General features: G+C 33.0%; 14 protein-coding genes and 2 tRNA genes. 9 read left to right on the top strand and 7 right to left on the bottom strand.

Annotation, left to right across the window (positions count from 1 at the left end; translation table 11 throughout):
* The 4 genes from gldL (at position 1) to CLV00_RS07150 (ending at position 4,338) form a co-directional block, all read left to right on the top strand.
* Complete coding sequence (gldL, locus tag CLV00_RS07135) at positions 1-648, top strand: gliding motility protein GldL (protein WP_099714471.1); 648 nt, start codon at positions 1-3, stop codon at positions 646-648.
* A 45-nt stretch (positions 649-693) separates the two neighbouring features.
* Positions 694-2,241: a gliding motility protein GldM gene (gene gldM / locus CLV00_RS07140; RefSeq protein ID WP_099714472.1), complete on the top strand. Its 1,548-nt coding sequence runs from the start codon at positions 694-696 to the stop codon at positions 2,239-2,241.
* A 53-nt stretch (positions 2,242-2,294) separates the two neighbouring features.
* On the top strand, positions 2,295-3,185 hold the full coding sequence (gene gldN, locus CLV00_RS07145) for a gliding motility protein GldN (protein WP_099716271.1): 891 nt from the start codon (positions 2,295-2,297) through the stop codon (positions 3,183-3,185).
* 100 nt (positions 3,186-3,285) lie between these two features.
* Positions 3,286-4,338: an FAD-binding oxidoreductase gene (locus tag CLV00_RS07150; RefSeq protein WP_099714473.1), complete on the top strand. Its 1,053-nt coding sequence runs from the start codon at positions 3,286-3,288 to the stop codon at positions 4,336-4,338.
* A gap of 2 nt (positions 4,339-4,340) precedes the next feature.
* On the opposite strand, the gene CLV00_RS07155 is transcribed toward CLV00_RS07150, so the two are convergent.
* Entirely contained in the window at positions 4,341-4,724 is a 384-nt protein-coding gene (locus tag CLV00_RS07155) for a DUF983 domain-containing protein (protein WP_099716272.1), read from the bottom strand.
* A gap of 73 nt (positions 4,725-4,797) precedes the next feature.
* Here CLV00_RS07155 and CLV00_RS07160 point away from each other — a divergent pair, with 73 nt between their 5' ends.
* Positions 4,798-6,705 carry an ATP-binding cassette domain-containing protein gene (locus CLV00_RS07160; RefSeq protein ID WP_099714474.1) on the top strand — a complete coding sequence of 636 codons (1,908 nt, stop codon included), beginning with the start codon at positions 4,798-4,800 and terminating at the stop codon, positions 6,703-6,705.
* A gap of 32 nt (positions 6,706-6,737) precedes the next feature.
* Here CLV00_RS07160 and CLV00_RS07165 read toward each other — a convergent pair whose 3' ends face one another.
* A complete protein-coding gene (locus tag CLV00_RS07165) occupies positions 6,738-7,706 on the bottom strand; it encodes an App1 family protein (protein ID WP_099714475.1) in 969 nt (322 codons plus the stop codon).
* Between the two features lie 64 nt (positions 7,707-7,770).
* Between CLV00_RS07165 and CLV00_RS07170 the strand changes: the two genes are divergently transcribed.
* Positions 7,771-8,661: a diacylglycerol kinase family protein gene (locus tag CLV00_RS07170; protein WP_099716273.1), complete on the top strand. Its 891-nt coding sequence runs from the start codon at positions 7,771-7,773 to the stop codon at positions 8,659-8,661.
* Here the strand turns inward: CLV00_RS07170 and CLV00_RS07175 are convergent.
* Positions 8,654-9,802, bottom strand: a complete 1,149-nt coding sequence (locus CLV00_RS07175) for an 8-amino-7-oxononanoate synthase (protein WP_099716274.1) — start codon at positions 9,800-9,802, stop codon at positions 8,654-8,656. The genes CLV00_RS07170 and CLV00_RS07175 overlap by 8 nt on opposite strands.
* 98 nt (positions 9,803-9,900) lie before the next feature.
* Between CLV00_RS07175 and CLV00_RS07180 the strand changes: the two genes are divergently transcribed.
* Positions 9,901-10,179 carry a 4a-hydroxytetrahydrobiopterin dehydratase gene (locus CLV00_RS07180; protein ID WP_099714476.1) on the top strand — a complete coding sequence of 93 codons (279 nt, stop codon included), beginning with the start codon at positions 9,901-9,903 and terminating at the stop codon, positions 10,177-10,179.
* 59 nt (positions 10,180-10,238) lie between these two features.
* On the opposite strand, the gene CLV00_RS07185 is transcribed toward CLV00_RS07180, so the two are convergent.
* Entirely contained in the window at positions 10,239-10,721 is a 483-nt protein-coding gene (locus tag CLV00_RS07185; protein ID WP_099714477.1) for a DUF1761 domain-containing protein, read from the bottom strand.
* Between the two features lie 182 nt (positions 10,722-10,903).
* Between CLV00_RS07185 and CLV00_RS07190 the strand changes: the two genes are divergently transcribed.
* Positions 10,904-11,758: a leucine-rich repeat domain-containing protein gene (locus tag CLV00_RS07190; protein ID WP_099714478.1), complete on the top strand. Its 855-nt coding sequence runs from the start codon at positions 10,904-10,906 to the stop codon at positions 11,756-11,758.
* A 222-nt stretch (positions 11,759-11,980) separates the two neighbouring features.
* On the opposite strand, the gene CLV00_RS07195 is transcribed toward CLV00_RS07190, so the two are convergent.
* The 3 genes from CLV00_RS07195 to CLV00_RS07205 all read right to left on the bottom strand — a co-directional run bounded on the left by CLV00_RS07195 (position 11,981) and on the right by CLV00_RS07205 (position 13,215).
* Positions 11,981-12,691, bottom strand: a complete 711-nt coding sequence (locus tag CLV00_RS07195; protein WP_099714479.1) for an endonuclease/exonuclease/phosphatase family protein — start codon at positions 12,689-12,691, stop codon at positions 11,981-11,983.
* Between the two features lie 242 nt (positions 12,692-12,933).
* A tRNA-Met gene (locus CLV00_RS07200) sits at positions 12,934-13,006 on the bottom strand.
* Between the two features lie 136 nt (positions 13,007-13,142).
* A tRNA-Met gene (locus CLV00_RS07205) sits at positions 13,143-13,215 on the bottom strand.
* A 117-nt stretch (positions 13,216-13,332) separates the two neighbouring features.
* Between CLV00_RS07205 and era the strand changes: the two genes are divergently transcribed.
* Positions 13,333-14,214, top strand: a complete 882-nt coding sequence (gene era, locus CLV00_RS07210; protein WP_099714480.1) for a GTPase Era — start codon at positions 13,333-13,335, stop codon at positions 14,212-14,214.
* Positions 14,215-14,364: the final 150 nt, after the last annotated feature.

Consider the following 14,364-nt stretch of genomic DNA (forward strand, 5'->3'; position numbering starts at 1 on the left):
ATGGCATTACTAAGTAAAAAACAAATGAATTTCGCATACGGTATGGGAGCTGCGGTTGTAATTATTGGAGCATTATTCAAAATTACACACATTGAATTTGGATTTATAACAGGGAATTTAATGCTTACAATAGGTCTTGTTGTTGAAGCTTTAATCTTTGCTCTTTCTGCTTTTGAACCAGTTGATGATGAATTGGATTGGACATTAGTTTATCCTGAATTAGCAAATGGAGTAAAAGGTGAATCTAAGAAAAAAGTTGAAGCTCCTGCTGATACTCAAGGATTGTTATCTCAAAAATTGGATGCGATGTTGAAAGACGCTAAAATTGATGGAGAATTAATGGCAAGCTTAGGGAATAGTATCAAAAATTTTGAATCAGCTGCCAAAGGAATTGCTCCAACAGTAGATTCTATTTCTGCAACTAAAAAATACAGTGAAGAATTGTCTATGGCTGCGGCACAGATGGAATCTTTAAACAGCTTATACAAAGTACAATTAGAAAGTGCTTCAAGAAATGCTGAAGCAAATAAAGAAATTGCTGAAAATGCAGGGAAATTAAAAGAACAAATGCAATCTATGACTGCAAATATTGCTTCATTGAACAATGTTTATGGTGGAATGCTTTCTGCAATGGGTAATAAAGGATAATTAGTTTCAAACTATAAAAAAACAACAAACTAATTAGTAGAAAATATGGCAGGAGGAAAACTAACCCCTAGACAGAAGATGATTAACCTAATGTACTTGGTTTTTATCGCGATGTTAGCATTAAATATGTCCAAAGAGGTATTATCAGCTTTTGGGATTTTAAATAATAAAATAGTAGAGTCTAACTCTATAACTGATACTAGAAATGAAAGTTCATTTCAACAATTAGCTCAAAAAGCAGTGGATCAACCAGGGCAATTTGGTGATAAAAAAGCTAAAGTTGAAAAAATTAGAGCTTTGTCTAAAGAGTTTAACGACTACATAGAAAATATCAAAACAAAGGTTACTACGAAATTTGAAAGAGATGCCGAAGGAAATTTGCCATACGAGCAAATGGATAAAGGAGATTTAATTGACAGAATGTTCTTTACTGGAGATAGAGTTTCTAAACAAGGTAAAGAGTTCTTAGATAAAATCAATAATTTCTCAACTCAAATAAAAGCGATTGGTGGAAGTTCAATTGCTGAATCTGAAATGAAAAAGATTGAAGCTAGATTTGCTACAAAACCAGTTTATTCTGAAAAAGCAGGTGCTAAATTAGATTGGATTGATTACAACTATAAGGGATATCCACTTATTGCTACAATTACTAAATTGTCTCAATTGCAAGCTGATATCAAAACTACTGAAAGCGATGTAATGACAGGAATGTTCCAGTCGGACTTAGTTGCTGCAGCATCACTTACAGCTTACCAACCTATTGTAGTTCTTGATAAATCTGTTTTCTTTCAAGGAGAAGCGGTAACAGGAAAAATTATTCTAGGTAAATTTGATCCATCATTAAAAGCAAAATCTGTTATTGTTAATGGATCTAGTGTACAAGCGCAAGCGGGTCAAGCTAAGTTCTCTTTTGGAGCTGGTAATATTGGAGAACATGCTATTGGCGGTTCATTTAATTTTGATGAGAATGGGAAAGTAGTTAGCTTACCTATTAAAGATAAATATGTTGTTGTTGCGAGACCAAAATCGGCTACTATTTCTGCTGATAAAATGAATGTAGTTTACAGAGGTGTTGTAAATCCAATGACTATTTCTTTTGCAGGAGTTTCTGCTGATAAAGTTTCTGCTAGCGCTCCAGGATTAAGTTCTGCAGGTGGTGGTAAATACAATATGAGTCCAGGTTCAGGTTCTGAAGTGGTTATTAATGTAACAGGTGCACTTCCTGACGGGTCTAAAGTTTCTGACAAGAAAACCTTTAGAATAAAAGGTATTCCTGGTCCAACAGGAACTATTAGAGGAGAAATGGGTGTTGTAAAAGGACCTAAATCAAATTTACAAATTGCTACAATTGGAGCTAAATTAGTTGATTTCGACTTTGAAGTTGGATTAAACGTAATTGGATTTAATTTAAAAGTAACTGGTCAGCCTACTGTAGTTGTTACAGGAAACAAGTTGAATGCACAGTGTAATGCTGTACTTTCAAAAGCAGTTAGAGGAGATCAAGTTACTATTTCTGAAATAAAAACAAAACTTGTAGGTGCAGGTAGCTATTTATTGCCAAGAACTGCTCCAGTAATTTTTGAAATACAATAAATAATAAGTAAGTTTATATTTGACCTACTTCAATATCTTATTATGATACCATGATGAATGTAAGAAATTTTTTAATCGCTATTGTCTCTATTACGGGAAGTTTCGCCTCTTTTGGACAGTCTAATTTGCTTAATGCAAAAACTCCTGACCAAATAGGACTTAAAACTGCGGCACAACTCATTTCAGATAATGATAAACCATTAGTCTATGGTTATGTGCATGATAGAGATGTTTTAATGGGTAAGACCACATGGGAAATTATTGACTTAAGTGAAAAAATTAATTTTGCTTTGTATTTTCCTATTGATACTTCAAATATTGGTTCTGATAGAAGGTCTTTGTATGATGTGCTTACAAAAGCTTTGAAAAATGGTAAAATTACTGAGGTATACACCGATAGTTATTTTAATACCAAAAAATCAATGCAAGATATTCAAACTTCATTGACTCGTATAGATACTACTGACGCAGGTAGAGAACAAATTAATGCTGGAAACCAAATATCTGATGAGTATATTTTAAGACAAGACTTAGCTGCTCAAGATGTAACCCAATATAAAATTAAAGGATACTGGTATTTTGACAAACGTCAGAGTGAATTGAAGTATCGTTTATTGGGAATTTGCCCTGTAACTCCGGATGTTTATACAATGAACAGTGATGAAAAGGATTATATCGAATTGTTTTGGGTATTCTTCCCAGCTGCAAGAGATGTTTTGCATGAAGCAAAAGCGTTCAATGATAAAAATTCAGCGATGCCAGTTTCATTTGATCAAATATTAAACTCGAGGCGTTTTAATAGTGTCATTTACAAAGAAGAAAATGTATACGGCGATAGAACTATTGAAGAATACATGAAAGATAACGCTCAAAATCAATTATTAGAATCGGAAAGAGTAAAAGAAAAAATTCGCAATTTCGAACAAGATATGTGGAATTATTAATACCGGTTTTAAAATATATTAAAAAACTCTTACTGTAATGGTAAGAGTTTTTTTGTTTTAATGTGTTTACTTTGCACTTATTTAAAAGGTATAATTTCAAATGATTGATTATTTAATTATAGGTTCTGGTTTAGCAGGTATTTCATTCGCAGAGATTGCTTTGCGGAATAATAAATCTATTTTTGTTTTGGATAATAATTCTCAAAATTCATCTAAAATTGCTGGAGGTTTGTATAATCCTGTTATTTTAAAACGTTTTAGCGAGGTGTGGCAGGCTCAAGAGCAATTAGTTTTAATGAATGAATTTTATACTCTTTTAGAAAAAAAACTAAATTGTAAGGTTGATTTCAAAAGTCCTATTTTAAGAAAATTCTTTTCCGTTGAAGAACAGAATAATTGGTTTGCCGCTTCGGATAAAGTTGCGCTTGCTCCTTTTTTGTCAACAGAGTTGATTTCTAAAAAGTACATAGGAATTGATTCTCCTTATGGTTATGGCGAAGTTTTACAAACGGGCTATGTAGACACCGCTTTGCTTTTAAATAAATACAGAGAGCATCTGAAGCATAACAATTTGTTTCAAGAAGAATCTTTTAATTATGATGCTTTAATAATTAATTCTGACGGTATTCAATATAAAAATATTCACGCCAAGCATATCATTTTTGCGGAAGGTTTTGGGATGCATGCCAATCCTTATTTTAATCAGTTGCCCTTAGACGGAACCAAAGGAGAGCTTTTTATTATTAAAGCACCTGAGTTAGATTTAGATGTAATTGTGAATACGAGTGTGTTTATTTTGCCACTTGGGAATGATTTATTCAAAGTTGGCGCAACGTATAATTGGAAAGATAAAACGGATTTACCTACTGAGGAAGGAAAAACAGAATTAGTAGATAGAATAAAGGAAATTATTACGTGTGATTTTGAAATTGTCGAGCATTTTGCTGGCGTTCGACCAACGGTCAAGGACAGAAGACCGTTAGTGGGGACACATAGGAATTATGAATTCATACATATTCTCAATGGTTTGGGAACCAGAGGAGTTATGCTAGGACCGGCAATGGCAAAAGCGTTATTTGAAAATATAGAATATCAAGTTCCACTAAATAAAGAAATTGATATTAAAAGATTTCTGCCTAAAGGGCAGCAGTAATATTATTTTTGGTTCGTTTTTGGATCATACGAAACAAACATATTGATGTAAATGTTTCTGGACCAGCGCAAGACAAATGGGAATAAGACAATAAGTGATGCAATTATAGCAATAAAAGCCACTTTTAGGCTGGAGCCAAAGATTACAAATGAGATTAAAAAAGCTGCAATTCCAACAGCGACATTCAATCCATAACTGACATACATTGCACCATAAAAAAAGGAAGGTTCAATTTGATATTTTAAACCACAATGGCTGCAATTTTCATGCATTTTCAAGATTTTATTGAAATGTAACGGATTTTTGTCCAAATACATACTCTCATTCTGACATTTAGGACAAGTTCCTGTTAAAATGCTATATAATTTGGATCCTTTTTTTAACATTTGCAAAAAATTTAATTTTTCCTTTCTTAGAGTTACAAATTTACACATTCGAAAAGGAATAAAATAACAATACATGCTTAATATACACAATTTATCCGTTTCGTTTGGTGGTACTTATTTGTTTGAAGAAGTTACCTTTCGATTGGGTGCCGGAGACCGTGTGGGTCTTGTAGGGAAGAATGGAGCGGGAAAATCTACCATGCTTAAAATGTTGGCTAAAGATTTTGCTCCTGATTCAGGTGTTATTTCTCAAGAGAAAGATCTTCGTATGGGATTCTTGCGTCAGGATATTGATTTTGAACAAGGAAGAACAGTTTTGGAAGAAGCATACGAAGCTTTTACAGAGATTAAAATTGTAGAGAAAAAGCTCGAAGAGATTAATCACTTGTTAGTTACAAGAACGGATTATGAAAGTGATGAATACAGTCAAATCATAGAAGACCTATCTGATTATACCCATCGTTTTGATTTATTAGGCGGTTATAATTATGTGGGAGATACCGAGAAAATTTTACTTGGGTTAGGATTTAAAAGAGACGTATTTGATAATCAAACCGAAACTTTTTCTGGTGGATGGAGAATGCGTATTGAATTGGCCAAATTATTATTGCAGGCCAATGATGTTTTGTTGCTGGATGAGCCTACGAATCACTTGGATATAGAAAGTATCATCTGGTTAGAAAGTTTCCTTCGAAATTATCCTGGAGTTGTGGTGATTGTTTCGCACGATAAAATGTTTTTGGATAATGTTACGAACAGAACGATCGAAATTTCCCTAGGAAAAGCGTATGATTTCAATAAACCATATTCTCAATATTTAGAACTGCGTCATGAAATTCGTGAGAAACAATTGGCAACGCAAAAAAACCAAGCCAAAAAGATTGAAGAAACGGAAAAATTAATTGAAAAATTCCGTGCTAAAGCTTCCAAAGCATCGATGGCACAATCGTTAATCAAAAAATTAGATAAAGTAGAACGTATCGAAGTGGATGAAGATGACAACTCGGTGATGAATATTACTTTTCCTGTTTCAAAAGAACCGGGGAGAGTTGTAATTGAAGCCGAAAACGTGACTAAAAGTTACGGTGATAAAACGATTTTGAAAGATATCAGTTTGTTAGTGGAACGTGGAAGTAAAATTGCATTCGTTGGACAAAACGGACAAGGAAAATCGACTTTCATTAAAGCTATTGTTGACGAATTCGAGTATAAAGGAAATATCAAGTTAGGACATAATGTACAGCTGGGTTATTTTGCGCAAAATCAAGCCGAATATCTGGATGGCGAAATCACTTTGTTGCAAACCATGGAAGATGCAGCTGCAGATACAAACCGAATGAAAGTACGCGATATGCTGGGTTCTTTCTTGTTTCGTGGTGATGATGTGGAAAAAAAGGTAAAAGTCCTTTCTGGAGGCGAGAGAAACCGTTTAGCGCTATGTAAATTGCTTTTGCAACCAATCAATGTTTTGCTGATGGATGAGCCTACGAATCACTTGGATATTAAATCTAAGAATGTTTTGAAAGCCGCACTTCAAAAATTTGGCGGAACTCTATTGCTGGTTTCTCACGATAGGGATTTCTTGCAGGGAATGTCAAATTTGGTTTACGAATTCAAAGATCAAAAAATAAAAGAATATTTAGGGGATATCAACTATTTCTTAGAGCAACGCAATATGGAAAATATGCGTGAAGTGGAGAAAAAAGATGCCCAAAAAGCAGCTGCGCCTAAAGAAAGCAACAAAGCTTCTTATGAAGATCAGAAAAAAGGGAAAGCGTTGCAGAATAAGTTGAGCAAAGTCGAGAGTCAAATCAAGCAATTAGAAAAGGACATTCAGCAAGATGATAAAATGCTCGCTTCTAATTATGATAAACACATTGAAGACGCTAAATTTTTCACGGCATACAATAAGAAAAAAGCAGAATTGGACAAACTTCTCTCAGATTGGGAAATAGTTCAGGAAGAAATAGATAATTTATAAAAATAGAGAGTTCCAATTTTGGAACTCTTTTTTTATGCAATAATCCCAATCATTTTAGAGTGTGCAATGGCTTCGCTACTATTCTGAAAATAACAAACAGAAACTTTCAAGGTTTCTAAATTTTTCAAAACCGCAGTTACTTTTTCTTTTTTGCTAGTTCCGGTTTGTCTAATATAAACGGCTTTTACGGTTACTGGAAAAATTTTACAAATGGCCTCGTATAGAAATGGATCGTGTTGCGAATCATCTCCAAGAAGCACGTATTCTAAATTGGGATAAAATTCTAAAATGTGTTTTATTTTGTCAAACTTATGATTGTGATTGCCTCTGCCGGTCAAGAAAAAATCAGTGAGGCTTGTTTTAATATCCTTCAATAATAAAACTGCTTTCGGGAGCTGATGAATTTCGGTGAATTTTGTGATAAAACGATACAAATTCCATTCGCTGCTGGAAACATAGAAAAAAGCATTGAATTCCTCTTTATTTTCCCTTCCTGCGGTGCTTAAAGCCTGATAATGCGTCACAACATCTTCATAGATTTTTCTCTTGTTTACGTTTTTAAATAATAAAACATATAATTTTTTCAAAGGATTCAGCGTGTGCGAAACTAAAAAAGTATCATCAATATCTGATATGATTCCTAAATTTCCTTTGTGAGGTCGAATGTAGCTGTCTCGGGTTGTTATGGATTCATTTTTGTAAACAATACTTACTTCGTAATCAATCCATCCATAATTAGTGTTTTGGTCTAATGGAACACAGAATTTAAAATAACCGTCGATTAATGTTTTGGTATGAATTTTGGCATTGTTGTGTTCTAAGTATACATCGGCGTTTGCCTGTGTTTTTATTTGAAACATTTTAATTACCGAAGTAGCGTTTTTCAGATTCTTTTTTTGAAAATTATACTCTTGAATTGTTGTTGGCTTAAAAACATGCCCCATCACAATCAATTCCTGTTCATTAGCATAGCCGCGATATAATTTTAAAATTGGTTTCATTTATTGTAGTACTTTTGAGTGTTGTTGAAATTAATTGTTTTTAATCAATAAAAGAAGAAAAAGTTTGAAAAATAATATTATGCTGGTTGTAAATCCAATCTCTGGGGATGTTGACAAATCAGAGTTGATTGATGCGACAACAATTTTTGCAGGAAACGAGAATTTAAATCTTGTAATTTATAATACTTCGGGAGCCTCTGATATTGAGAATATAAAAGTGCTCTATGAAACCTATAATCCGGAACGAATTATTGTTGCCGGTGGTGATGGGACAATAAAAATGGTTGCTGAAGCCATGGAAAATCATGACGTTATTATTGGGATTATACCGGCTGGTTCTGCCAATGGTTTAGCTGTTGATTTAAATTTGCCATCCACAATCGAAGAAAACCTAGAAATCGCATTTCATAACGACTACATGGAAATAGATATGATTTCTATCAATGGGAAAAAAAGTATCCATTTGAGCGACTTAGGCGTAAATGCAGAAATGATTAAGAACTATGAAAATAGTAGTATTCGAGGAAAATGGGGATACGCAATACAAACAGTTACCACTTTGATTGATTTAGACGATCCTTTTACTGCAACAATAACAGGCGATTTTGAAACAATAGAATGTACAGCAAGAATGATTGTGATTGCGAATTCTCAAAAATATGGTACAGGAGTTTCTATCAATCCTAATGGCGTTATGGATGATGGAAAGTTTGAATTAGTTATTTTGAAAAATTTAGATTTGGTAGTACTTGGGAAAATTATTTCAGGGAATATGCCTTTAGATTCAGAAGATGTTGAAATAATTTCTACAGATAAAGCAATGGTTAGGACAAATGTTCCAGTTAGTTTTCAAATTGATGGGGAATATTGCGGTACCGAGACAAATCTGAATATTGAAATTTTACCCAAACAAATGAAAGTAGCTATTCCGAATTTAATCAGCGGGATTATTTAAAGGGGTTTCGTTCCTGCCAATTGGTTTCAGGTTCGAGATATCTAAATATTTTAGGCATATACGAATTGACTATTTGATTGCTATGGGCTATAAATCCATACATTTTTATAGGTTTTGCGCCAACAGAACTTTTAATTTCCAATGCCGTTCTTGCAAACACAATTTCCTTAAAACCTTTATTAATGGAATATGCGATCATATCATACAGCATATTTAAATACAGCATTTTTTCGCGTTGAATACTTTCGTCATACCCAAGAAAATAAGTGTCCATTACAGCACCATTTTTTATTAAAGTATTAAATCCAATTAATTTTTCATCAATAAAATAGCCATAAAAAAGAAACTTGTCTTTAAAGATTTCTTTGAAAACCCTAAAATGGTTTTTAGGTAGAAAAAAAGTATTGAAAGGCGCATTTTTGGCCACATGAAGATACAAGTCATAAATAGTATCTTCCAGAGCAATGATATCCTCCAAATGCATTTTTCTTTTCTCAATAATGGTTGCTTTTTTTCGGGCTCGTTTGTGTTGATCTCTGTATTTTTTTGAAAGTGAGTCAATGTAATCTTGTTCTGATTTCCAGTTTTCATTAATGTGAAAAATCATATTCGGTTGTGTCGAAAACTGATAATCATTTTCGAATTCAGGAATACCAAAATTTCTAATGTCTTCTTTGTGAAAATCTTTATAAGTGGTTATATGGATTTTTTTGCCTTTAGACTGAAATATTTTTTGCAATGCTGATGTAGCTGACCTCAAGGTTTGCATTGCTTTCTTTTTATCAATAGACTCTGATAAAGCAAAAGAATTTTGCCCGGTTAGCATATTGTTTCCAATTATAAGAACATGAGAACCGAAATTTCTGAAAACTAAATTTCGAACAGTAGTTTTAATGCATTTGTCTCGATCTCCAAAAGATTCCAGTAGGTTTAAATCTAAAAATTGAGAGAGAGCAATCCCAACTAAAGTTTCATTTTCGAATAGTCCAATAAAATGACACACCATATTTTCCGGAGATGATTTTTCTAAAATCTCCAAGTATTTTTTGGATAAAAAAATGGTAGAAACAGCTAAGTCGTCCCAGTTTGAAGGAAGTTGCGCTGTCTCACTATAAATTTTAAAAGAATAAGGTGTAGTCAAAATTGAAGAGTAATTTTTTTTCAAAATTAGTTAATAAAGTTAAAGTATTTCTCAATGTCTCGAAATTAACTAACTTTATATAAATTAAAAAGTACATTATGGAAACCTATTCAGCAGAGACAATTCAACCAGAGTTAAAAGCGCTTAAAGATTGGCAATTTGCTAATAATGGAATTGAGAAAAAGTTTGTCTTTTCAAACTTTACTCAAGCATTAGGTTTTATAGTGCAAGTAGGAGTGATGGCCGAGAAAAGAAATCACCATCCGGAATTATTCAATGTGTATAATAAAGTCACAATCAGGCTGACAACACATGATGCTAGCGGAGTTACCGATAAGGATTTAGATTTAGCCAAAGCTATTGACGGAATTCAATAAAAAAATAAATTTCGTTTTGAAGAATGCCAAGACGAAATTTATTTTATTTTTTTTGGAAATTATTTCCAGGCACAAATAATTCCTCCCATAATCATAAAGCATACAATCCAAAAACCACCTGTTACCAAAGTATATTTGAAGCTTCTTCTTTCGTATAATGCATTAGTTCCTATAACCGGTAATACTAAAAATAGTCCAGTCATAAAACCATGTAAAGCTCCATGCTTGAAAGTTCTGAATGCCATTCCGTAATCTGCCATAAAAGCCTCGTAAGAAGGTTTTGCGATACTTGGATCTCCTCCCACCATTCCTAATGCGCCAAATTGATGTATTGTCAGCATTTGTATTATAAAGCTTATGAAAAAAGCGTACAGTAATGATAGTCCAAATGTCAAGAGCATATTTCCTCCTTTCATTTTTTCTTCGGTCATACCGGATTCTTTCATCCAAATGGTTCCAAAAACTTTTGGATTGTACCAAACAAATCCTACTACAAGTGTAGATAGCGCAGCAACAAAAAGTGCCAGAAAATTGATTTCCATAAAATTGGTTTTAAAGATTAGTAAATCAAATTTAACAAATTAATATTTAATTAAGAAAATCAAACATTCTTGTAAGATATAACTCTATAAAAATCACAAAACAGTGTAGTTCGTCGATTTTATTTGCTGATTGGCTTCGTAGTGTGTAGTTTTATGTGTATTAAAAAAATAAATCTAACGTTATGAGAAATATAACTACTCTATTTTTAACCCTTTTGTTTTCATTTTCAATGTTTGCAGATGTGTCTCAATCTGAGAAAGATGCGTTAGTAAAACTGTATCAATCTACAAATGGAGATCAGTGGAAAGTAAAATGGGATTTAGCATCACCTATTTCTACTTGGCATGGTGTTACGTTGCAAGACGATAAAGTGATTTCTATTGCCTTGGACAATAATAATTTGATTGGTGAAATTCCTGAAGAAATTTTAAACCTGGTAAGTTTACAAAAATTGGATTTACACAAAAATCAAATATCAGGAATAATTCCTTCTTCAATAGGGAAATTAAAAGAAATGAAAGTATTGAATCTTTCTTTCAATAGATTATCAGGAACAATTCCTTCTTCTATTTGTGAAATGAGTAATTTGAAAGATTTAGAATTGTATATGAATGCCATTTCAGGAGAATTACCAACGCAAATAGGAGCTTTGAATCAATTAGAAACACTTTCGTTATTCAATAATGAAATAGTAGGGCAAATTCCGACCTCATTATATGAAATAAAAACGCTAAAAACATTGCTTTTAAACAGTAATAAACTTTCAGGAGGATTAAGTAGTGAAGTAGTAAACATGACATCACTTGAAAATCTTAGTTTGTTTGATAATAAAATGATTGGTCAGATACCTTTCGAGCTTGAGAAATTAGATAAATTGAAAGAAATGAATATTTCTTACAATATGTTTAATGGATTAACATCTAGAAATTTAGCGGTTTTAGATACGTTAAATATGACAATGATAAATGATAAGGGAGTAGCGGTTTTATTAGAAGTGAATACTGGTAAAAATACAGCTATTGCTTCTGAAGATTAATTTAGAAATAATAAAGAGTTTGCACTACTCTTTGATATTACATATTTAGTTGTTTTAATAAACTTAGTTTGTCTAAACCTGTGAAGCTTGCTTCACAGGTTTTTTTTTGTTTAGATTGTTTTGACTTGTAATCTTTCAATTTTCGACTTTGAAGGAAATATGATGCGAAATGACAATTCCAATAAATCACACTTTAACTCAAAACATCTGTTATTTCTATTGTCATATTTCAAATGACACAGTTATAGGTTTGTGGTCGCTATATTTAGTCCAATTTTCATATTCTCCTATTTCCACACTTTTAATTTTGTCAATTAGATTTTTAGATGCAAAGCAAAAGTCAATGTGATATGGTCTGTCAATTTTTCGGTGCATAAATAGAGTTGAAGCGGTTTCTTTTCCTTGTGTCTGACTATGGAAACTATGATAGGTGCTATAGATATTCTTATTTTTTAAAAAGTTAACAAGGTTAGTATGGTTGTAAATTCTTTTTGGCTTGTCCCAAATTGAACTACTGTTAAAATCCCCCGCAAGAATTACATTTTCATTATTCAACAAGTCGCTATAAAAATGAACTGCGTTCCAAATTTGTTCTGTATAGCAATCGTGATTTTGAGGTTTTTGAGCCCATATCGCAAAAATAGTTAACTCAATTTCATTGTTGCTAACGGATAAGGGTAGTACATATTTAAATTCAGGATTGTGAATACTTAAAAGTTTAATCTTAAAGTCTGAATACGAAAATATTCCAAGCCCTTTGTTTTGATTTTTTCCAAACCAAAATAAATCTGTTGGCTTAGCTATATCATTTTTGAAAATTAATTTGTCCGGATGTTCACATTCAGGCACAATTAGAATGTCTGGCTGTTCTTTCAGAATAAACTCCGCTTTTTTTCGAAAAGCCATATTACAATTCCAGCTTATTATTTTCATTTTGATAGTAGTCGTTGTGTTGTCCGTTGCAGTTAAAGATGACTTTTATATATGTGTGAGTTTGTTACAAAAAGCAATCTCTATATAGCTAGTTTAGTGTGGTAGAATGCTACTTATGTTTTAAACAAATATAGGTATAATCGTACTAACTATAATTAATTGTAGTATGGTTGTTGTTGATGCTATTGCATCCTCAAGTTTATTCCATAAAAAAAGCTCCAGATTTCTCTGAAGCTTTCTAGTAGCGGGAACAGGACTCGAACCTGTGACCTTCGGGTTATGAGCCCGACGAGCTGCCTACTGCTCTATCCCGCGATGTGCGTTTGTATTTTAATAAAATTCTTAACAGCATTTGGCTTAAATCTGTGTCCGCCGTGGCGGATATGAGCCCGACGAGCTGCCTACTGCTCTATCCCGCGATGTGCGTTTGTAATTTCAATAAAATTCTTAGTAGCGGGAACAGGACTCGAACCTGTGACCTTCGGGTTATGAGCCCGACGAGCTGCCTACTGCTCTATCCCGCGTTGTTTCGGGTGCAAATGTACGACGAATTTCTAAATTTCCAACGAAAATTTTAAAAAATGTTTTATTTCGTCTATTGACTTGATATGACTACCTTTGCGGAATAAATTATAATAGAAATGTCACATAAAGCAGGTTTTGTAAACATCATCGGGAATCCAAATGTTGGTAAATCAACACTTATGAATGCCTTTGTTGGAGAAAGATTGTCAATAATCACATCAAAAGCACAAACAACACGTCATAGAATTCTAGGAATTGTAAATGGAGAAGATTTTCAAATGATCTTATCAGATACACCTGGAATCATCAAACCGGCCTATGAAATGCAGGAATCAATGATGAATTTTGTGAAGTCAGCTTTTGAAGATGCTGATGTGCTGATTTATATGGTGGAAATTGGAGAACAAGAGTTGAAAGACGAAGCGTTTTTTAATAAAATTATCCATGCCAAAATTCCTGTTCTATTATTATTGAATAAAATCGATAATTCAAATCAGGCGCAACTGGAAGAACAAGTGGCTTTCTGGACTGCCAAAGTTCCTAATGCGGAAATTTTTCCAATATCGGCTTTACAGAATTTTAATGTACCGGAAGTTTTTGGAAGAATCATTGAATTGTTGCCGGAATCACCTGCTTATTATCCAAAAGATCAATTGACAGATAAACCGGAGCGTTTCTTTGTAAATGAAACCATCCGTGAGAAAATCTTGTTGAATTACAGCAAAGAAATCCCATACGCAGTAGAAATTGTTACCGAAGAGTTTTTTGAGGATGAAAACATCATTAGAATCCGTTCTTTGATTATGGTGGAACGCGATACCCAAAAAGGAATCATTATAGGGCATAAAGGTGCCGCTTTGAAAAAAGTAGGAATGGAAGCCCGTGTCGATTTAGAGAAATTCTTTGGCAAACAAATCCATATTGAGTTGTACGTAAAAGTGAATAAAAACTGGAGAAGCAACGCAAATATGTTAAAACGATTCGGATACAATCAATAATATAATTTGGGCGTGACCACAAGGGTCAGGCTATACGTTACAATCTTTGTTGCAAAAAGAATTGCAACAAAGGATTTTTACTGCTATCCTTCACGCAAAAAACGGATAGCTTAGATTACAAAATAATAGAGTACCTTTGCAAAATATTTG

Origin of the sequence: Flavobacterium sp. 11 (genome assembly GCF_002754315.1) — a bacterium.
Taxonomy (GTDB): Bacteria; Bacteroidota; Bacteroidia; order Flavobacteriales; family Flavobacteriaceae; genus Flavobacterium; species Flavobacterium algoritolerans.